19 protein-coding genes and 1 tRNA gene are annotated in these 17,674 nt (G+C 72.0%); 7 read left to right on the top strand and 13 right to left on the bottom strand.

Features of this window, described 5'->3' with window-relative positions:
• Positions 1 to 101: 101 nt before the first annotated feature.
• The 5 genes from NOD94_RS23380 to NOD94_RS23400 all read right to left on the bottom strand — a co-directional run bounded on the left by NOD94_RS23380 (position 102) and on the right by NOD94_RS23400 (position 2,954).
• Positions 102 to 401: a hypothetical protein gene (locus tag NOD94_RS23380; protein ID WP_281208021.1), complete on the bottom strand. Its 300-nt coding sequence runs from the start codon at positions 399 to 401 to the stop codon at positions 102 to 104.
• The gene (locus NOD94_RS23385; RefSeq protein ID WP_281208022.1) at positions 398 to 1,243 is read right to left on the bottom strand and encodes an MBL fold metallo-hydrolase; all 846 of its coding nucleotides are present in this window, start codon (positions 1,241 to 1,243) and stop codon (positions 398 to 400) included. Before NOD94_RS23385 ends, NOD94_RS23380 begins: the two co-directional genes overlap by 4 nt.
• Positions 1,240 to 2,154 carry an NUDIX hydrolase gene (locus NOD94_RS23390; RefSeq protein ID WP_281208023.1) on the bottom strand — a complete coding sequence of 305 codons (915 nt, stop codon included), beginning with the start codon at positions 2,152 to 2,154 and terminating at the stop codon, positions 1,240 to 1,242. The genes NOD94_RS23385 and NOD94_RS23390 overlap by 4 nt, the downstream gene beginning before the upstream one ends.
• 168 nt (positions 2,155 to 2,322) lie before the next feature.
• On the bottom strand, positions 2,323 to 2,796 hold the full coding sequence (locus NOD94_RS23395; RefSeq protein WP_281208024.1) for a RidA family protein: 474 nt from the start codon (positions 2,794 to 2,796) through the stop codon (positions 2,323 to 2,325).
• On the bottom strand, positions 2,793 to 2,954 hold the full coding sequence (locus tag NOD94_RS23400; protein ID WP_007264966.1) for a DUF4177 domain-containing protein: 162 nt from the start codon (positions 2,952 to 2,954) through the stop codon (positions 2,793 to 2,795). The genes NOD94_RS23395 and NOD94_RS23400 overlap by 4 nt, the downstream gene beginning before the upstream one ends.
• 72 nt (positions 2,955 to 3,026) lie before the next feature.
• On the opposite strand from NOD94_RS23400, the gene NOD94_RS23405 reads away from it, so the two are divergent.
• Positions 3,027 to 4,013: an ArsA-related P-loop ATPase gene (locus NOD94_RS23405; protein ID WP_281208025.1), complete on the top strand. Its 987-nt coding sequence runs from the start codon at positions 3,027 to 3,029 to the stop codon at positions 4,011 to 4,013.
• Positions 4,010 to 5,248: an ArsA family ATPase gene (locus NOD94_RS23410; RefSeq protein ID WP_281208026.1), complete on the top strand. Its 1,239-nt coding sequence runs from the start codon at positions 4,010 to 4,012 to the stop codon at positions 5,246 to 5,248. The genes NOD94_RS23405 and NOD94_RS23410 overlap by 4 nt, the downstream gene beginning before the upstream one ends.
• 40 nt (positions 5,249 to 5,288) lie before the next feature.
• Here the strand turns inward: NOD94_RS23410 and NOD94_RS23415 are convergent, their stop codons facing one another.
• Complete coding sequence (locus NOD94_RS23415) at positions 5,289 to 5,639, bottom strand: WhiB family transcriptional regulator (protein WP_281208027.1); 351 nt, start codon at positions 5,637 to 5,639, stop codon at positions 5,289 to 5,291.
• Between the two features lie 396 nt (positions 5,640 to 6,035).
• Here NOD94_RS23415 and NOD94_RS23420 point away from each other — a divergent pair, with 396 nt between their 5' ends.
• Positions 6,036 to 8,387 carry a transglycosylase domain-containing protein gene (locus NOD94_RS23420; protein WP_281208028.1) on the top strand — a complete coding sequence of 784 codons (2,352 nt, stop codon included), beginning with the start codon at positions 6,036 to 6,038 and terminating at the stop codon, positions 8,385 to 8,387.
• A gap of 84 nt (positions 8,388 to 8,471) precedes the next feature.
• Here the strand turns inward: NOD94_RS23420 and NOD94_RS23425 are convergent, their stop codons facing one another.
• Positions 8,472 to 8,933, bottom strand: a complete 462-nt coding sequence (locus NOD94_RS23425; RefSeq protein ID WP_281208029.1) for a GatB/YqeY domain-containing protein — start codon at positions 8,931 to 8,933, stop codon at positions 8,472 to 8,474.
• A 69-nt stretch (positions 8,934 to 9,002) separates the two neighbouring features.
• Between NOD94_RS23425 and NOD94_RS23430 the strand changes: the two genes are divergently transcribed.
• Together NOD94_RS23430 and NOD94_RS23435 are read left to right on the top strand one after the other, a co-directional pair.
• On the top strand, positions 9,003 to 9,941 hold the full coding sequence (locus NOD94_RS23430; protein WP_281208030.1) for a metallophosphoesterase: 939 nt from the start codon (positions 9,003 to 9,005) through the stop codon (positions 9,939 to 9,941).
• Positions 9,942 to 10,054: 113 nt separating this feature from the next.
• Positions 10,055 to 10,128 (top strand) — tRNA-Pro (locus NOD94_RS23435).
• 69 nt (positions 10,129 to 10,197) lie between these two features.
• Here NOD94_RS23435 and NOD94_RS41450 read toward each other — a convergent pair.
• From NOD94_RS41450 to NOD94_RS23460, 4 genes are all read right to left on the bottom strand, one after another.
• Positions 10,198 to 10,740, bottom strand: a complete 543-nt coding sequence (locus tag NOD94_RS41450; RefSeq protein ID WP_348652350.1) for a hypothetical protein — start codon at positions 10,738 to 10,740, stop codon at positions 10,198 to 10,200.
• 97 nt (positions 10,741 to 10,837) lie between these two features.
• Positions 10,838 to 11,431: an HD domain-containing protein gene (locus tag NOD94_RS23450; protein WP_281208033.1), complete on the bottom strand. Its 594-nt coding sequence runs from the start codon at positions 11,429 to 11,431 to the stop codon at positions 10,838 to 10,840.
• 9 nt (positions 11,432 to 11,440) lie between these two features.
• Positions 11,441 to 12,745 carry a cytosine deaminase gene (gene codA / locus NOD94_RS23455; RefSeq protein ID WP_281208034.1) on the bottom strand — a complete coding sequence of 435 codons (1,305 nt, stop codon included), beginning with the start codon at positions 12,743 to 12,745 and terminating at the stop codon, positions 11,441 to 11,443.
• Positions 12,746 to 12,895: 150 nt separating this feature from the next.
• Positions 12,896 to 13,063, bottom strand: coding sequence for a hypothetical protein (locus NOD94_RS23460; protein WP_281208035.1), 168 nt, complete (start codon positions 13,061 to 13,063; stop codon positions 12,896 to 12,898).
• A 108-nt stretch (positions 13,064 to 13,171) separates the two neighbouring features.
• Here NOD94_RS23460 and NOD94_RS23465 point away from each other — a divergent pair, with 108 nt between their 5' ends.
• The gene (locus tag NOD94_RS23465; protein ID WP_281208036.1) at positions 13,172 to 14,998 is read left to right on the top strand and encodes a prolyl oligopeptidase family serine peptidase; all 1,827 of its coding nucleotides are present in this window, start codon (positions 13,172 to 13,174) and stop codon (positions 14,996 to 14,998) included.
• A 120-nt stretch (positions 14,999 to 15,118) separates the two neighbouring features.
• Positions 15,119 to 15,961 (top strand): SURF1 family protein, encoded by an 843-nt coding sequence (locus NOD94_RS23470; RefSeq protein WP_281208037.1) that lies wholly within the window; start codon positions 15,119 to 15,121, stop codon positions 15,959 to 15,961.
• Here NOD94_RS23470 and NOD94_RS23475 read toward each other — a convergent pair.
• Together NOD94_RS23475 and NOD94_RS23480 are read right to left on the bottom strand one after the other, a co-directional pair.
• On the bottom strand, positions 15,939 to 17,096 hold the full coding sequence (locus tag NOD94_RS23475) for a hypothetical protein (RefSeq protein WP_281208038.1): 1,158 nt from the start codon (positions 17,094 to 17,096) through the stop codon (positions 15,939 to 15,941). The two genes, NOD94_RS23470 and NOD94_RS23475, sit on opposite strands and share 23 nt — an antisense overlap.
• Positions 17,093 to 17,665 carry a SigE family RNA polymerase sigma factor gene (locus tag NOD94_RS23480; protein ID WP_281208041.1) on the bottom strand — a complete coding sequence of 191 codons (573 nt, stop codon included), beginning with the start codon at positions 17,663 to 17,665 and terminating at the stop codon, positions 17,093 to 17,095. Before NOD94_RS23480 ends, NOD94_RS23475 begins: the two co-directional genes overlap by 4 nt.
• Between the last annotated feature and the right edge of the window lie 9 nt (positions 17,666 to 17,674).

Here is a 17,674-nt window from a genome sequence, read left to right on the forward strand (position 1 = left end):
GTGGGCGTCGGACCGGCGCGGGGGCATCGGGGCACCCCCGGGCCCGCTGCGCGAGGTGCGGGGGCCTCGGGCGCGCGGCGCCGGCGTGGCGCCGGGGCCCCTCAGGTCCGCTGCGCGAGGTCGAGGGCCTCGACGGCCCTCTTGGCCTCGGCCAGGCCCGAGCCCGTGATGCCGCGGTAGGCCTTGATGGCCGAAACGGTGCGGCCGTCGCGCATCAGGGCGCGCACCTCGTCCAGCCCGGCCGGCTCCGGCTCCTCGATGCCGAGGTGGTCCAGGACCAGCCCGAGCCGGCGCTCCAGCCGGTCGACCTTGTCCTCCAGGGCCCTGGACCGCAGCGTCGCGGTCGAGGTGATCCACCCGGCGGTGGCCAGTACGGCGAGCAGCACGAAGAGCGTGTTCATTCGGGTCCCCCAGGAATCAGGCCGTGATCCTGAAGGTATTCCAGCTGCGCCCGTACGGACCACTCCGCGGCCGGCCAGAGGGACCGGTCCACGTCCGCGTAGACCCGGGCGACGACCGCTTCGGGGGTGACGAAGCCGTCCTCCACGGCCGTCTCGACCTGTGCGAGCCGGTGGGCGCGGTGGGCCAGGTAGTACTCGACGGCGCCCTGCGCGTCCTCCAGGACCGGCCCGTGGCCCGGCAGCACCGTGTGCACGCCGTCGTCGACGGTGAGGGAGCGCAACCGGCGCAGGGAGTCCAGGTAGTCGCCGAGGCGGCCGTCGGGGTGGGCGACGACGGTGGTGCCGCGGCCCAGGATCGTGTCACCGGTCAGGACGGCCCGGTCGGCGGGCAGGTGGAAGCAGAGCGAGTCGGAGGTGTGTCCGGGGGTGGCCACGACCCGCATCTCCAGGCCGCCCGTGCGGATCACGTTCCCCGCGGCCAGTCCCTCGTCACCCAGGCGCAGGGCCGGGTCCAGGGCGCGGACCTTCGTACGGGTGAGCTCGGCGAAGCGGCCCGCGCCCTCGGCATGGTCCGGGTGGCCGTGCGTGAGCAGGGTCAGCGCGATCCGCTTGCCGGCCTGCTCGGCGGCGGCGATGACGGCCTTCAGGTGGGCCTCGTCGAGGGGGCCGGGGTCGATGACGACGGCCAGCTCGGAGTCCGGTTCGCTGACGAGCCAGGTGTTGGTGCCGTCCAGGGTCATCGCGGAGGCGTTGGGGGCCAGGACGTTGACGGCACGGGCGGTCGCCCGCCCCGAGGAGACCACTCCGCGGGGCTGGCCGGGCAGGGCCGCTGCATCGGTCATGCGGGGCCTCCCGGGCGGCCGGAGCGGACGCGCTTGGTGAACTCGTCGTGGCCCGGCCAGCTGAGCACCAGCTCGCCGTCCTCCAGGGTGGCCCTGGCCACGATGGCGGTCAGGTCCTGCGCGGCGGCGCCCGCGAGCGCCTCGGCGGCGCTCCCGTACGGCTCCAGCGACCGCAGCGTGGCGATGGTGGGCGGCATCATCAGCAACTCGCCCTTGTCGTACCCGTCGGCCGCGACGGCGGGAGCGATCCAGACGGTCCGGTCGGCCTCGGTGGAGGCGTTGCGCGTGCGCTGCCCCTCCGGGAGGGCGGCGACGAAGAACCACGTGTCGTAGCGGCGGGGCTCGAACTCCGGGGTGATCCAACGGGCCCAGGCACCGAGCAGGTCGGAGCGCAGCAACAGGCCGCGCCGGTCGAGGAACTCGGCGAAGGACAGCTCCCGGCCCACGAGGGCCTGCCGGTCGGCCTCCCAGTCGTCCCCGGTGGTGTCACCGACGACGGTGTCGGCGGTCCGCCCCGCGAGCAGGACCCCGGCCTCCTCGAAGGTCTCCCGGACGGCTCCACACACGATGGCCTGCGCGGAGGCGGCGTCGGTGCCGAGGCGCGCGGCCCACGCGTCCTGGTCGGGGCCGGCCCAGCCGATGCGGTGGTCCTCGTCGCGGGGGTCGACCCCGCCGCCCGGGTAGGCGTACGCACCGCCGGCGAAGGCCATGGAGGAGCGGCGGCGCAGCATGTGCACGGCGGGTCCGGCGGGGGTGTCGCGCAGCAGCATCACCGTGGCGGCGCGTCTGGGCGCGACCGGGGTGAGCGAACCGTCCGCGAGCGCGCGGATGCGGTCGGGCCACTCCGGGGGGTACCACTGGCCCCCGGCGGGCTGACTGGGCGACGACTGACCGTGCTGACCGTTCGGCATGGCCGGATGCTACGACCATCCGGCCCGATGTTCGAGGGGCACCCGCTGTGACCTGCCCCGACGGCGGGCCCCGACGGGGCGTGCGGTCGGGGCGGTGCTCCGGACCGGTCCGGTCCGGAGCACCGGAAAGCGGAAGGGCCGCTGCCGGGGCAGCGGCCGAAGTCCGCGTCAGGCTCCGGGGACCAGCTCGACCTGGATCTCGATCTCGACGGGGGCGTCGAGCGGGAGGACCGCCACGCCGACCGCGCTGCGGGCGTGGACGCCCTTCTCGCCGAGGACGGCGCCCAGCAGCTCGCTCGCGCCGTTCAGCACGCCCGGCTGGGCGGTGAAGTCCGGTGCGGAGGCGATGAAGCCGACGACCTTGACGACGCGGGCGATCTTGTCGAGGTCACCGACCACCGACTTGACGGCGGCCAGGGCGTTCAGCGCGCAGGTCGCGGCGAGCTCCTTGGCCTGCTCCGCGGACACCTCGGCGCCGACCTTGCCGGTCACCGGCAGGCTGCCCTTGACCATCGGCAGCTGGCCCGCGGTGAACACGTAGGAACCCGAGCGCACGGCCGGCTGGTAGGTGGCCAGCGGAGGGACGACCTCCGGCAGCGTCAGGCCGAGCTCGGCCAGCCTCGCGTCGACGACGCCGCTCATGCCTTCTCCCGCTTGAGGTAGGCGACGAGCTGCTCGGGGTTGTTCGGGCCGGGCACGACCTGGACGAGCTCCCAGCCGTCCTCGCCCCAGGTGTCCAGGATCTGCTTGGTGGCGTGGACCAGCAGGGGGACCGTCGCGTATTCGAACTTCTTGGTCATGGGGGCGAGCGTAATGCCTGTCGTGCGGGCCTCATGCGCGGCCCGTGGACCGAGTCGTTAGGCTCGGACGCTGTGAGCAGGCTCCAGGTGGTCAGCGGCAAGGGCGGCACCGGCAAGACCACGGTCGCCGCGGCACTCGCGCTCGCCCTCGCACGCGAGGGCAGGCGGACACTTCTGGTGGAGGTCGAGGGCAGGCAGGGCATCGCACAGCTTTTCGGCGCGGAAGCGCTCCCCTACGAGGAGCGGAAGATCGCCGTCGCGCCCGGCGGGGGCGGGGGTGAGGTGTACGCGCTCGCCATCGACGCCGAACGGGCGCTGCTGGACTACCTCCAGATGTTCTACAAGCTCGGCTCGGCCGGCCGCGCGCTGAAGAAGCTCGGCGCGATCGACTTCGCGACGACCATCGCGCCCGGTCTGCGTGACGTCCTGCTGACCGGCAAGGCGTGCGAGGCCGTGCGGCGCAAGGACAAGGCCGGCAGATTCGTCTACGACCACGTGATCATGGACGCCCCGCCGACCGGGCGGATCACCCGCTTCCTGAACGTCAACGACGAGGTCGCGGGCCTCGCCCGGTTCGGGCCGATCCACAACCAGGCCCAGGCCGTCATGAAGGTGCTCAAGTCCCCCGAGACCGAGGTGCACCTGGTGACGCTGCTGGAGGAGATGCCCGTCCAGGAGACCGCGGACGGCATCGCGGAACTGCGGGAAGCGGGCCTTCCGGTGGGCCGCGTCGTCGTCAACATGGTGCGCCCGCACCATGTCGACGAGGACACCCTGCGCTCCGCGGCCGGCGAGCACCGGGCCGAGATCGCGCAGGCGCTGTCCCGGGCGGGCCTGGGCGGCGCCCGACGCGGCGGGCTGGCCGAACGGCTGGTGGACCCGCTGCTCGCGCAGGCCGCGGAACACGCGGGCCGGGTGCGCCTGGAGCGGGAGCAACGCGCGACCCTGGCGGGGCTGGACCTGCCGACGTACGAACTCCCCCTGCTCGGCTCGGGGATGGAGCTGGCCGGGTTGTACGAGCTGGCCGCGGAGCTGCGCAAGCAGGCGGACGCCGAATGAGCGAGGGTGTGGACACCATGGGCCTGGACACGCCGCCGAGGCTGGCGGTCGACGCGCTGCTGGACGATCCGAGGATCCGGATCGTGGTGTGCTGCGGCTCGGGCGGCGTCGGCAAGACCACCACGGCCGCGGCGCTCGGCGTACGGGCGGCCGAACGCGGCCGCAAGGCGGTCGTGCTGACCATCGATCCGGCCCGCAGGCTCGCCCAGTCGATGGGGATCGACTCGCTGGACAACACCCCGCGCCGGGTCCCCCTGGAGGGGGGCGGGGGTACGGGCGAACTGCACGCCATGATGCTGGACATGAAGCGGACCTTCGACGAGATCGTCGAGGCGCACGCGGACGGCGAGCGGGCGCGGGCGATCCTGGCGAACCCCTTCTACCAGTCCCTGTCGGCCGGTTTCGCGGGCACGCAGGAGTACATGGCGATGGAGAAGCTGGGCCAACTCCGGGCCCAGGACGACTGGGACCTGATCATCGTCGACACGCCGCCGAGCCGGTCGGCGCTGGACTTCCTCGACGCGCCGAAGCGCCTCGGGTCCTTCCTGGACGGGAAGTTCATCCGGGTGCTGATGGCTCCGGCCAAGGTCGGCGGCCGGGCCGGGATGAAGTTCCTCAATGTCGGCATGTCGATGATGACGGGCACGCTGAGCAAGCTGATGGGCGCCTCGCTGCTGAAGGACGTCCAGACCTTCGTGGCCGCGATGGACACGATGTTCGGCGGGTTCCGCACCCGCGCGGACGCGACGTTCAAGCTGCTCCAGGCGCCCGGTACGGCCTTCCTCGTGGTCGCGGCGCCCGAACCGGACGCCCTGCGCGAGGCGGCGTACTTCGTCGAACGGCTGGCGGCGGAACGGATGCCGCTGGCCGGCCTGGTGCTGAACCGGGTCCACGGGAGCGGAGCCGGCCAACTCTCCGCGGAACGGGCCCTGGCCGCCGCAGAGAATCTTGAAGAGGGTGGCATTGTCGATCAGGAGTCCGGGAAAGCTGGACTTCGTGACGCCGCCGACGACGGCTCCCCCGACGTGGACGAGGTCACCGCAGGACTGCTGCGCCTGCACGCGGAACGGATGCAGGTGATCGCGCGTGAACGGCGCACACGCGATCGCTTCACCTCGCTGCACCCCGAAGTGGCGGTGACGGAAGTGACCGCCCTGCCCGGCGACGTGCACGACCTCGCCGGGCTACGGGCCATCGGAGAGTGCCTCTCGGCCGGGGTACCGGCCGGAGGATAGGCGTTCGCACGGTTCGCGTACGACGTGGTGCCCTGGTGATCTACCCGGCCGCCGCGTACGTCTCGTACGGAACGTCGATCTCCGCTTCGACATCCATGGTGAGGATGCCCGTACTGCGTTCGTACTCGGTGCGGGCGGTTTCGAGCAGCCGTCGCCACGAGGTGACGGTGGGACGCCGGCGCAGCAGCGCGCGTCGTTCCCGCTCGGTCATTCCGCCCCACACTCCGAACTCGACACGATTGTCGAGCGCGTCGGCCAGGCACTCGGTCCGCACCGGACATCCGGTGCACACCGCCTTGGCCCTGTTCTGTGCCGCTCCTTGAACGAACAGTTCATCCGGATCGGTAGTGCGGCAGGCTGCCTGCGCACTCCAGTCGGTAACCCAGCCCATCCCGGCGCCGTCCTCTCCCGAATCGAGGCTCCCCCACGGCGGTAGCGGCATATTCACCGCTGCCAGTTGAGGACGTTACGGAAGGTGGGCACAGTGCAACACCCCCGACGGGCCCAATCTTGAATGGTCCGAACGGACTATGGGTAAGCGGCAGATCACCCGACGGAGTGATCCGGCGACATGCCCGACCATTCCGGCGATTCGGGTGAAATCGGGGGCTGCCGGTAAGCGGCCGACAGAGCGAAGGGCGAGATTCGGACATGTGTCCACCCCATTCGGGAAGGGTGAAAAACAAGCCGAGGGGTTGATGTCGCACCACACTGCTGTGACAGTTGGGGTCAGCTTAGGCCAAGGCATTCGCGTGTGTCCGGTGAATGAGAACGTAGGCTGCCCTCCATGGGTAAGAAGCGCTCGGGCGGCGGGCTCACGGGGCCACAGCAGGCCGCCAAGTTCCTCGGGGTGTCCGTTCTCTCCGGAGTCGTACTGGCCGGCATCGCGATCCCGGGCGCCGGCGCGCTGGGACTCGCGGCCAAGGGCACGGTAGAGGGATTCGACGAGATCCCGGCCAATCTCAAAACGCCTCCGTTGAGTCAGCGCACCACGATTCTGGACGCGGAAGGTGGCCTGATCGCCACCGTCTATTCACGTGACCGGCAGGTCGTCCCCCTGACGGCCATCTCCCCGTACATGCAGAAGGCGATCGTCGCCATCGAGGACTCGCGCTTCTACGAACACGGCGCGGTCGACCTCAAGGGCATCCTGCGCGCGGTGAACCGCAACGCGCAGGAGGGCGGCGCCGCGCAGGGCGCGTCGACGCTGACACAGCAGTACGTGAAGAACGTCTTCGTCGAGGAGGCCGGCGACGACGAGACGAAGGTGCGCGAGGCACAGGAGAAGAGCCTCGGCCGCAAGATCCGCGAGCTCAAGTACTCGATCCAGGTCGAGGAGGAGCTCGGGAAGAAGAAGATCCTCGAGAACTACCTCAACATCACCTACTTCGGCCAGCAGGCCTACGGGATCGAATCGGCGGCGCAGCGCTACTTCAGCAAGCCCGCCAAGGACCTCACCATGGACGAGTCGGCGCTGCTGGCCGGCCTGGTGCAGTCGCCGAGCCGGTACGACCCCGTCAACGACACGCAGGAGGCGATGAAGCGCCGCAACACCGTCCTCCAGCGGATGGCCGACATGAAGGACATCTCGCAGGCGGAGGCGGAGGAGGCGAAGAAGAAGCCGGTCCAACTGAAGGTGACCCGGCCGAAGAACGGCTGCATCACGGCGGTCAAGGGCGCGGGCTTCTTCTGCGACTACGTGCGCAACACCTTCCTGTCGGACCCGGTGTTCGGCAAGACCCGCGAGGACCGGGCCAAGATCTGGAACCAGGGCGGCCTGACCGTCCGCACGACGCTGGACCCGCAGTCCCAGGAGTCGGCGAACGCCTCCATCAAGGACCACGTCAACGAGGACGACTCGATCGCCACGGCCGTGACCATGATCCAGCCGGGCACCGGCCGGGTCCTGGCCATGGGGCAGTCCAAGCCCTACGGCTTCGGGAAGAACGAGACGCAGATCAACTACTCCGTCGACAAGCGGATGGGCGGCTCCAACTTCGGCTTCCAGGTCGGTTCCACGTTCAAGCCGTTCATCGCGGCCGCGGCGATCGAGCAGGGCATGGCGCCGACCAAGGTCTACTCCGCGCCCAACAAGATCGACTATCCGAGCCCGATCCCCAAGTGTGACGGCAGCCAGTGGGTCAACCTGCCGGAGGGCAAGAAGAAGCTCGCGACGGCCGAGAACGAGACCGAGGACGAGGTCGGTCCCTACGCGCTGCGGACGGCGATGGAGAAGTCCATCAACACCTACTTCGTGCAGATGATCGGCGAGATCGGGCTCTGCCCGGTGGCCGAGATGACGCAGAAGCTCGGCGTGATCCCGGCCGACGGCTCCAAGCTGCCCGAGGCCCCCTCCATCGCGCTCGGCTCCGCGGAACTGTCCCCGCTGACGATGGCCAACGCGTACGCGACCTTCGCCAACCGGGGCACCTACTGCACGCCGATCGCCCTTGAGTCGATCACCGACGCCCACGGCAAGGCCCTCGCGGTGCCGAAGACCAAGTGCGAGCGGGCGATGTCCCAGGACACCGCCGACACGATCAACACCCTGCTGCGCGGCGTGGTCGACTCCGGTACGGGTGAGAAGGCCGGCCTGAGCAACCGCGACAACGCGGGCAAGACCGGTACGACGGACTCCCGTTACAACGCCTGGTTCGTCGGCTACACCCCGAACATGTCCGGCGCGGTGTGGGTCGGCTCGGGCGGCGCGAAGAAGATCTCGATGGAGGACATCACCATCGGCGGGCGGTACTACCCGAAGGTCTTCGGTGGTGGCCTGCCCGGCCCGATCTGGCGGGACGCGGTCTCCGGCGCCCTGTCCGGGCGCGAGGCCCCCGACTTCGCCACCGTCAGCATCCCGGAACCGCAGCTCCCGAGCACCGGCAACGGCAACAACGGCGGCCGGGGCAACGGCACCGGGACCGGCAGCCCGACCCCGCCGACCCCGAACAGGCCCGGAAAGCCGAACAAGCCCGGCGGTGACGGCAAGCCCGGCGACAGCCGGCCCGGCGGCGTGACGGCCGCAGGGGCCACCGGCGGCGCGGGCGCCACGGACGGCGGCACCGGCGACTCCCCCAAGCCCCCGTTCGGCGGGATCACCGGGGAGCCCGGCCTGATCGGCGGCCGGGAGGAACAGTAGGACCCGTAGTACGAAGGGGAGGGCCCCGGCCGGATCATCCGGCCGGGGCCCTCCCCTTATTCCCGTTCTGCTCGGTCCCCGGGGTCAGGAAAGCTGACGCTTGACGACGGCGGCGACCCGGCCGCCCTCCGCCAGGCCCGCCACCTTCGGGTTCACGATCTTCATGACGGCGCCCATGGCCCGCGGCCCCTCGGCACCCGCCGCCTTGGCCTCCTCGACCGCCTGCGTCACGATCGCGACGAGCTCGTCGTCGCTCAGCTGCTTGGGCAGGTAGGCATCGAGGAACTCACCCTCCAGGGTCTCCCGCGCGGCCTGCTCGGCGCGGCCGCCCTGGGCGAAGGCCTCCGCGGCCTCGCGGCGCTTCTTCGCCTCCTTCGCGATCACCTTGAGGACTTCGTCGTCGGAGAGCACGCGCGCTTCCTTGCCCGCGACCTCCTGGTTGGTGATGGCGGACAGGGTCAGGCGCAGCGTCGACGAAGCGAGCTCGTCGCGTGCCCTGATGGCGTTGGTGAGGTCTTCCTGGAGCTTGGCCTTGAGCGTGGTCATGCCCATGAGTCTGCCAGGTGAGGGGACGGTGGCGCCCGCCGGTTTTCCGCGTCTGCGACGATAGGGGGCATGCGCGCGCGTTACGGAGTCCCCCTCAAAGTCACTGCCTCGATCGCGGCGGTCGGGGCCGCCGGACTGGCCTATGCCGCCGGATTCGAGGCCCGTTCCTTCCGCCTGCGCCGGGTCACCGTGCCCGTGCTCCCGCACGGGATGCGCCCGTTGCGCGTGCTCCAGGTCTCCGACATCCACATGGTCGGCGGGCAACGCAAGAAGCGTGCCTGGCTGCAGTCCCTGGCCGGGCTGCGCCCCGACTTCGTCGTGAACACCGGCGACAACCTCTCCGACACGGAGGGCGTGCCGGAGGTCCTCGACGCGCTGGGCCCGCTGATGGACTTCCCGGGCGTGTACGTCTTCGGGTCGAACGACTACTACGGGCCGCGGCTGCGCAACCCCGGGCGGTACCTGATCGAGAAGACCCAGGGCCGGCACGGGCTGAACGGCAACAAGCCGGTCGTCGGCGCCGTCCACAACCCGTGGGAGGGGATGCGGGACGCCTTCGACGCGGCGGGCTGGCTCGACCTCACCAACACCCGGGCCCGGCTGAAGCTGGAAGGCCTGGAGCTCGCCTTCACCGGTCTCGACGACCCGCACATCAAGAGGGACCGCTACGAGCGGGTCGCGGGCGGTCCGGAGGCGGACGCCGACTTCTCGATGGCCGTCGTGCACGCCCCGTACCTGCGCGTCCTCGAATCGTTCACCGCCGACCGGTACCCGCTGATCCTCGCCGGGCACACGCACGGCGGGCAGCTGTGCGTCCCCTTCTACGGGGCCCTGGTCACCAACTGCGACCTGGACACGAAGCGGGTGAAGGGCCTCTCGACGTACGAGGCCGGCGGCCACCGCTCGTACCTCCACGTCTCGGCGGGCTGCGGCACCAACCGCTACACCCCGGTCCGCTTCGCCTGCCCGCCGGAAGCGACCCTCCTGACCCTGACCCCGAAGGCCTGACGACCGGGCCGCGCCGCCCCGGCGGCGCCCCGTGAAAACCGGATTTCGTCTCCGGGCGAGGGTCCGCTAAAGTAATCGATGTCGCCACGGCAGCAAGACGCCAAAGCGACGATCGGGGTGTAGCGCAGCTTGGCAGCGCGCTTCGTTCGGGACGAAGAGGTCGTGGGTTCAAATCCCGCCACCCCGACACTGTAGTACCAGGTCAGGTGGCCTACTCATTGAGTAGGCCACCTGACCTGTTTTCATGTCCGGGCGGTCAGTTCGGGGGCGGGGTGATGTCGACGCGGAGGGCGTTCAGGGCCGCGTCCAAGGAGGCGGTCACCGCGGGGGTGTCGGGGCCGGTGGCGATGACGTGGCCCAGGCGGTCGTAGGCGTTCTCGGCCGGGCGGACCGGGGTGCCCGGTGCGGCGGTGACCGTGACGCCGGCCGCGCCGAAGCCTCGGTCGCCGTGGACCTCGTCGCCCGCTTCGGCGACCGGGACATCGGCTACGGATGGGACTTCACCATCGCGCGCACCCACGTCGAGGCCCTCCGTGAGGTGCTCGCCCGGCTGGAGTGCGCGGCCGACATCCACGAACGCGTCGGGAAGGTGTCCCTCGTCGGCGCCGGGCTGCTGAGTCAGCCCAGGACCACGGGCCGCATGCTGGCCGCGTTGGGCAAGGCGGGCATCGAGGCCTACTCGGTGTCGACCTCCCAGGTCCGTACCTCGTTCACGCTGGCCAAGGCGCACTGCGGGCGGGCCGTGGACCTGCTGCACCGCGAGTTCCAGCTGGACCGACCCCTGGAAGCGGTCGAGCACGCCGTAGCCGTGTAGCCCGGGCGGCCGTGGTGACAGCGTCCCCGCACCCCGATCCCGTCGGCTGAAGGCCCAGGTCGTCGACCTGGGCCTTCGCCGTTCAGCGGTCCAGCGGGTTCGACCCGATCCGGGCCGCAGCTCCGCCCGCGACGTAGCCGGCGGCCGCGCACGCCGGCTTGCGCACGGCCTGGTCCTCGACGAGCGCGAGGAAGGCCGCGCCGAAGCCCAACCGCGGGTGCGCGGCCAACAGTCCGGCCGTGAACGACGGGTCGAACTCCGTGACGCGCAGCCCCGAGACGTCCGCGCTCGTGCCCACCTGGAGGAGGTGGCTCTCCGCGTCCTCGGCGGCGCCGACGTCGTCCCGCATGTGCAGGACGATCACCTCCTGAGCGCGGGCCCGGCGGGCGGGCGCCCAGCCCAACCCCGCCGTGAACACCCGGGCCACGTGCCCGCCGGCCTCCTCGAAGGGCAGGGTGTGGCTGTCGAACGGCGCGGCCAGGCCCAGGTCGTGCAGCAGGGCGCTGACGTAGAGGAGTTCCGCGTCGTACGCGATCCCCTGCTCGCGCGCGTACTCGACGGCGAAGGCGTAGGAGCGGACGGAGTGGTTGAGCAGGGCCGCGTCCGCGTACTCGGAGGCGATCTCCAAGGCGGAACGGGCCGCGCGGGAGTCGGGTTCGTACTGGGTCCGTGTCATGGCCGCACCTTAGGTTCCCCGGGTGAAGTCCACCTCCGACGGGGGCTCGCCCGGCCAGTTCAGCAGGGCCGGCTGCGGACGCGTCTGCGCGAGGACGCTGCCCCGGGCGACCACGTACCGGGGCCGGACCTGACGGCGGATCGCCTCCTCCGGAGTGGGGGCGGGCAGCAGCACGAAGGACGCCGGGGCGCCCTCGTGGATCCCGTACTCGGACGCGTCGAGGCCCAGCACCCGGGCCGCGCGGTCCGTCACCATCGAGAAGGCGAGCGGGATCTCGTCCGCTCCGGTGAGTTGGGCGGCGTAGACCCCGACGAGGGCGGTCTGGAGCGGGTTCGCCGTGCCCAGCGCGTTCCACGGGTCCATGACGTCGTCGTGGCCGAAGGCCACGTTGACCCCGGCCGCCAGCATCTCCTTCACCTGGGTGAGGCCGCGCCGCTTGGGATAGGCGTCGAACCGGCCCTGGAGGTTGAGGTTCGCGAAGGGGTTGGAGACGAGGTTGATGCCCGAACGGGACAGCAGTCGCCGGAGCTTGAACGCGTAGGCGCCGTTGTAGGAGCCCATGGCCGTCGTGTGCGAGGCGGTCGCGCGGTCGCGCAGCCCCGATCGCATGGCCAGGGTGGCCAGCGTTTCCACGAAGCGGGACTGTTCGTCGTCGATCTCGTCGCAGTGGGCGTCGACGCGCAGCCCGTGTTCCTCGGCCAGCGCGAAGGCCTTGCCCAGCGAGGCGATCCCGTCCTCGCGGGTGTCCTCGAAGTGCGGGATGGCCCCGACGACGTCCGCCCCGCGGGACACGGCCTCGCGCAGCAGCGCCGCCCCGTCGGGGAAGGACTCGATGCCCTCCTGCGGGAAGGCGACGATCTGGAGGGTCATGACGTCCCGCACCCGGTCGCGGACCTCCAGCAGCGCATCGAGCGCGGTGAGGGAGGGGTCGGTGACGTCGCAGTGGGTGCGGACGTGGAGCACCCCGTTGGCCGCCTGCCAGCGCAGCACCTCGGTCGCCCGGTCGATGACGTCCTCGCGGGTCAGGGTCCGCTTGCGGTCGCTCCAGCAGGCGATGCCCTCCCAGAGCGTCCCGGAGGCGTTGGGGCGCGGCTGCCCGGCCGTGAGGGCCGTGTCCAGGTGGATGTGGGGCTCGACGAAGGGCGCGGTGAGGAGGCCGCCGTGGGCCTCGATCAGCACCCCGGTCGCCGGTGGTTCCTTCTGGTCGTCGTACGGGACCACGCGCGCGATCCGGCCGTCCTCACCGACTTCCACGTCGGAGAGGGCATGCGCTGGTGTGTCGAGCAGCCGGGCACCCCTGACGATCATCCGCATGCGGCCAGCGTACGGACGCGGGTCTTCGTTTCACGTGAAACGCCGCATGCGCGCGGCAGGTCGTTCCACGTGAAACGGGCACACGCGGCCCGCTGTTTCACGTGGAACGGCGGGCCGTGACCGGTGCGGAGACTCGGGGGCGTGGACGTCTCAACCGCGCTTGGCCTGGGCCTTCTGCTGCATGCCTCTCGTCTTCGCGGCGACCGACTGCACGTCTCTGACCGCGGCCTTGGCACGCGCCTCGGCCGCCGTGTTCTTCGCCATCGCACGCTCGGAATCCTGGTGGGCGTGGTGACCGCCGCGCGCCTTCTTGGCCATGATCAACACCCTCTCGTCAGCGATCGCGTACGCCCACCACCATGCGCCCGTTCGGCCCGGTCGGCATCTCGACGCGTCAGCGACGCCGGTGCGGCAAGAATGGAGGGCATGACCAGCGACAGCGATGTGACCCCCGGCGACACCCCCGAGACGCGAGAGATGCCCGACTGGGAGAAGCGCTTCCGGGCTCCACGCGTAGGCCTGCCCGAATGGGCCGAGGACGCCCCGGACCGCTCGCTCTTCGTCTCCAACGCGACCGGCACCTACGAGCTCTACGCCTGGGACCGCGCCACCGGAACCCAGCGCCAGGCCACCGACCGCCCCAACGGCACCACCGACGGCACCCTCTCGCCCGACGGCGAGTGGATCTGGTGGTTCTCCGACACCGACGGCGACGAGTTCGGCACCTGGGTCCGCCAGCCCTTCGCGGGCGGCCCGGACGAACCCGCCACCCCCGGCCTGGAGCCCTCCTACTCGGCAGGCCTCGCCATCGGCCGGGACGGCACGGCGGTCGTCGGCCGGTCCACGGACGAGGACGGATCGACCATCCATGTCGTCCGGCCGAACGGCGGCGCCCCCACCGTCGTCTACCGGCACCGCGAGTCCGCCGGTGTCGGCGACCTCTCCCGCGACGGCACCCTCCTGGCCATCGAGCACACGGAGCACGGCGACGCCATGCACTCGGCGCTGCGCGTCGTCACCCTCGACGGGGCCACCGTCGCCGAGCTCGACGACTCCCGCGGCGGCACGGAGGAGCTCGGCCTGGAGGTGCTCGGTTTCGCGCCCGTCGCCGGGGACACCCGCCTCCTCGTCGGCCACCAGCGGCGCGGCCGTTGGGAGCCGATGGTCTGGGACGTGAGCACCGGCGCCGAGGAGGACCTGGCGATCGACCTGCCCGGAGACGTCAGCGCCGAGTGGTACCCGGACGGGTCCGCCCTGCTGATCGCGCACAGCTTCGAGGCACGCAGCGAGCTGTGGCGCTATGACCTGGCCGCGCGGGAACTCGTACGGGTGGACACGCCCCCGGGGTCGGTGTCGGGCGCGACGGCCCGCCCGGACGGCACCGTCGAGTACCAGTGGTCCTCGGCGGCCGAACCGGCCTCCGTCCGCTCCACCGCCGGCGTCGTCGTACTCGACCCGCCCGGTTTCCGGCCGCCGGGCTCGGTGCCGGTGGAGGACGTGTGGGTGGACGGCCCCGGCGGCCGCATCCACGCCCTCGCCCAGCGTCCGACGGGCCACGGCGAGGGCCCCTTCCCGACGATCTTCGAGATCCACGGCGGGCCCACCTGGCACGACAGCGACTCCTTCCTCGCCACCCCGGCCGCCTGGCTGGACCACGGCTTCGCGGTGGTCCGGGTCAACTACCGCGGATCCACCGGCTACGGCCGGGAGTGGACCGACGCCCTCAAGCACCGCGTCGGCCTGATCGAGTTGGAGGACGTCGCGGCCGTCCGGGAGTGGGCCGTGGCCTCCGGCCTCGCCGACCCGGACCGCCTCGTCCTGTCCGGCGGGTCCTGGGGCGGCTACCTGACCCTGCTCGGCCTCGGCACCCAGCCCGACGCCTGGGCCGTGGGCCTGGCCGGCGTACCCGTCGCGGACTACGTCACGGCGTACCACGACGAGATGGAGGCCCTGAAGTCCCTGGACCGCACGCTGTTCGGCGGAACCCCGGAGGAGGTCCCCGAACGCTTCGAGGCGTCCTCGCCGCTGACGTACGTCGACGCCGTCACGGCTCCCGTGCACATCGCCGCCGGGGTCAACGACCCGCGCTGCCCGATCCGTCAGATCGACAACTACGTCGACCGCCTCGCCGCCCGCGGTGCGGTCCACGAGGTGTACCGCTACGACGCCGGGCACGGCTCTCTGGTCGTCGAGGAACGCATCAAGCAGGTACGGATGGACCTCGAATTCGCCCTCAAGCACCTGAAGCGGTGAGACCGGGGCCCTCCGGGGCGCCGCGGCACCCTCCCCGCCCCGCCGCCCCTGGGCGGCGGGGCGGGTTGCGGGCCCGGCCCCGGGGGCCGGTCGGCCCCGCACCCCCCGTACCGTGGTGGCGTGCACCGGTTTCTCCTGACCCCGCGCTGGTGGGGGATCAACGTCTTCGTCGCGCTCGCCATCCCCTTCTGCCTGTTCATGGGGTCCTGGCAGCTCGGCCGTTTCGAGGATCGCGTCGGCAGCCACCGGGAGGCGACCGCGGAGCGGCCCGCCGACCTGGCGACGGCCCCGCTGGACTCGCTGCTGCCGGTGACCACGGAGACCTCCGGCCGGCTCGCCTCCACCGCCGGGGAGTACGGGCGCCAGCTGCTCGTCCCCGAGCGGCGGCTCGACGGCGAGCAGGGCTTCTACGTCCTGACCCTGCTGCGCACCGACTCGGGCAGGACCGTCCCCGTCGTACGGGGCTGGCTGCCGGGACCGGCCGACGCGGCGAAGGCCCCGGCACCGCCGACCGGCCGGGTCGAGGTCAGCGGAGCCCTGCAGTCCTCGGAGAACTCCGGGACCAAGGGCGTCCACTCCCAGGGCGGCCTGCCGGAGGGGCAGCTCGGGGTGATCGGGTCGGCCACGCTGGTCAACCTGGTGCCCGATCCCCTCTACGACGCCTGGCTGACGGTGCAGACCCCCGTCGACGGGATGACCCCGGTCCCCGCGAAGGCCCCGAACAACACGGGCCTCGACCTGAAGGCCTTCCAGAACCTCGGCTACACCGGTGAGTGGTTCGTCTTCGTCGCCTTCGTCATCTTCATGTGGTTCCGGCTGTACCGCCGCGAGGTGGAGACCCTGCGCGACGCCGAGGCCGGCCTGCTGCCGTCCACCCCGGTCGCCTCCGCGCGGGTCACGACCGGTGAACCCGGCCCCGACGTCCCGGACGCGTCCTCCGCTACGGCGCGGCCGGCGCGATGATGCCCGTCCTGTAGACCGTCCCGCCGCAGGCCGCCGGGATCGTGGTGTGCGTGACCGGGGCCCCCGCCAGCGGCGTGCTGGGCGTGTGGGACACCTCCACGCCGGCCGGGTCGGGCGCCGTGGAACCGCTGAGCGGGTCCGCCTCCGCGGCCGGGCTCGCGCCGGCCTCTCCCGCCGCCGCAGGATCCGTCGAACCGGCCGGACCCTGCGCCGGGCCGCCCTGCTCGACGGGCTTCCCCGAGGGGTTCGGCGTCGCCGCGGGGCAGGACTCGGCGGTCGGCACCCAGGCGAAGCGCACCTCGTAGGCGCTGTTCGGGTCGAGGACCAGCTGGGGCGTCTCGGCCGACGGGGCCGGCAGCAGCCCGCTCGCGGGATCCCCCTCCCGGTGGCCCGTCACCGTCACCGCGGGGCCCTGCGCGGGCGGCGTCGTCGCCAGCGAGGCGGCCGTCACGCGGTCCGGGCCGGTGACCGTGCAGCCGCGTGCCGACACGTTGGTGACCTTGAAGCTGCCGTACACCTTGCCGTCGCTCTCGGGAGCACGGGCGCTGCCCCGCACGCCCAACTGCTCGGAGGTGCAGGCGGGGACCGCTCCGGAGGCCGCCGCCGGGGGCGTCTGCTCGATACCCGGACCGCTGCCGGTCGCCGCGCCGGCCGTGGCCCCGGTGCCGGACGGGCCGGCCGTGACGCCGCCGGACGCGGACCCGCCGGCCGACGGGGACGGTTGTTCGCCGGTGCCGTCCTCCAGTGCCGGGCCGGTGGACCGCGTCGGCCTCGGCTGGTTGCCGGTCCCGGCCCCGTTGTGGCGGGGCTCCGCCGGGTCCTCGGTCTTCCCGCTCTGTGCCTGACCGTGCCCGGCCATCGCCGAGTGGTCCGTGGTGGTTCCCTGCTCGCCCCCCAGGTGCAGGGCCGCCGGAACCGCGGTCGCGGCCAGCAGTACCGCCGCTGCCGCCCCTACGACGGCCTGGCGTTTACGGGCCCGGCGGGCGGGCACCGCCCGGCGCAGCCGCTCCAGCGCGTCCTCGGAGGGCTCCAGGCCCCGGACGGCCCCGGCCAGCAGGCTCCGTAGGGCCTGTTCGTCACCGTCGTGCCCGGCGGTTCCCGCCGGGTCCGTCGGATTCTTGTGGTCGTCCGTCATGACTGCGCAGCCTCCATCGCCACCCTCAGCGCGGCAATGCCCCGCGAACCGTACGCCTTGACCGAGCCGAGCGATATGCCGAGCGTCTCGGCGACCTGGACCTCCGTCATGTCCGCGAAGTAGCGCAGCACCAACACCTCACGCTGTCGGCGCTGGAGTCCCCGCATCGACTTGATCAGGTCGTCGCGTTCCAGCTGGTCGTACGCACCCTCCTCCGCGCTCGCCATGTCCGGCATGGGCTTCGAGAGGAGCTTCAGGCCGAGGATGCGGCGGCGCAGCGCGGAGCGCGAGAGGTTCACCACGGTCTGGCGCAGGTAGGCCAGGGTCTTGTCCCGGTCCCGGACCCTGTTGCGGGCCGAGTGGACGCGGATGAAGGCCTCCTGGACGACGTCCTCGCAGGAGGCGGTGTCGTCGAGGAGGAGCGCGGCCAGGCCGAGGAGCGAGCGGTAGTGGGCCCGGTAGGTCTCGGTGAGGTGATCGACCGTGGTCCCCGCGACGACGGGCTTCTCCGCGGCGGCGGCCTGCTCGGCGGCCGACGCCCCGGCCGCGGACTCCCCGGTGGCGGGCACCCCGGCCGC

It is taken from the genome of Streptomyces sp. Isolate_45 (assembly GCF_024721315.2).
Taxonomy (GTDB): Bacteria; Actinomycetota; Actinomycetes; order Streptomycetales; family Streptomycetaceae; genus Streptomyces.

Excerpts from the sequence above, each read along its gene's own strand:
- codA (WP_281208034.1), bottom strand. The coding sequence starts at position 12,745 with ATGCGGATGATCGTCAGGGGTGCCCGGCTGCTCGACACACCAGCGCAT.
- NOD94_RS23475 (WP_281208038.1), bottom strand. The coding sequence starts at position 17,096 with ATGACGGACGACCACAAGAATCCGACGGACCCGGCGGGAACCGCCGGG.
- NOD94_RS23395 (WP_281208024.1), bottom strand. The coding sequence starts at position 2,796 with ATGAGCGGCGTCGTCGACGCGAGGCTGGCCGAGCTCGGCCTGACGCTG.
- NOD94_RS23465 (WP_281208036.1), top strand. The coding sequence starts at position 13,172 with ATGACCAGCGACAGCGATGTGACCCCCGGCGACACCCCCGAGACGCGA.
- NOD94_RS23430 (WP_281208030.1), top strand. The coding sequence starts at position 9,003 with ATGCGCGCGCGTTACGGAGTCCCCCTCAAAGTCACTGCCTCGATCGCG.
- NOD94_RS23400 (WP_007264966.1), bottom strand. The coding sequence starts at position 2,954 with ATGACCAAGAAGTTCGAATACGCGACGGTCCCCCTGCTGGTCCACGCC.
- NOD94_RS23460 (WP_281208035.1), bottom strand. The coding sequence starts at position 13,063 with ATGGCCAAGAAGGCGCGCGGCGGTCACCACGCCCACCAGGATTCCGAG.
- NOD94_RS23420 (WP_281208028.1), top strand. The coding sequence starts at position 6,036 with ATGGGTAAGAAGCGCTCGGGCGGCGGGCTCACGGGGCCACAGCAGGCC.
- NOD94_RS23390 (WP_281208023.1), bottom strand. The coding sequence starts at position 2,154 with ATGCCGAACGGTCAGCACGGTCAGTCGTCGCCCAGTCAGCCCGCCGGG.
- NOD94_RS23385 (WP_281208022.1), bottom strand. The coding sequence starts at position 1,243 with ATGACCGATGCAGCGGCCCTGCCCGGCCAGCCCCGCGGAGTGGTCTCC.
- NOD94_RS23450 (WP_281208033.1), bottom strand. The coding sequence starts at position 11,431 with ATGACACGGACCCAGTACGAACCCGACTCCCGCGCGGCCCGTTCCGCC.
- NOD94_RS23380 (WP_281208021.1), bottom strand. The coding sequence starts at position 401 with ATGAACACGCTCTTCGTGCTGCTCGCCGTACTGGCCACCGCCGGGTGG.
- NOD94_RS23410 (WP_281208026.1), top strand. The coding sequence starts at position 4,010 with ATGAGCGAGGGTGTGGACACCATGGGCCTGGACACGCCGCCGAGGCTG.
- NOD94_RS23425 (WP_281208029.1), bottom strand. The coding sequence starts at position 8,933 with ATGACCACGCTCAAGGCCAAGCTCCAGGAAGACCTCACCAACGCCATC.
- NOD94_RS23415 (WP_281208027.1), bottom strand. The coding sequence starts at position 5,639 with ATGGGCTGGGTTACCGACTGGAGTGCGCAGGCAGCCTGCCGCACTACC.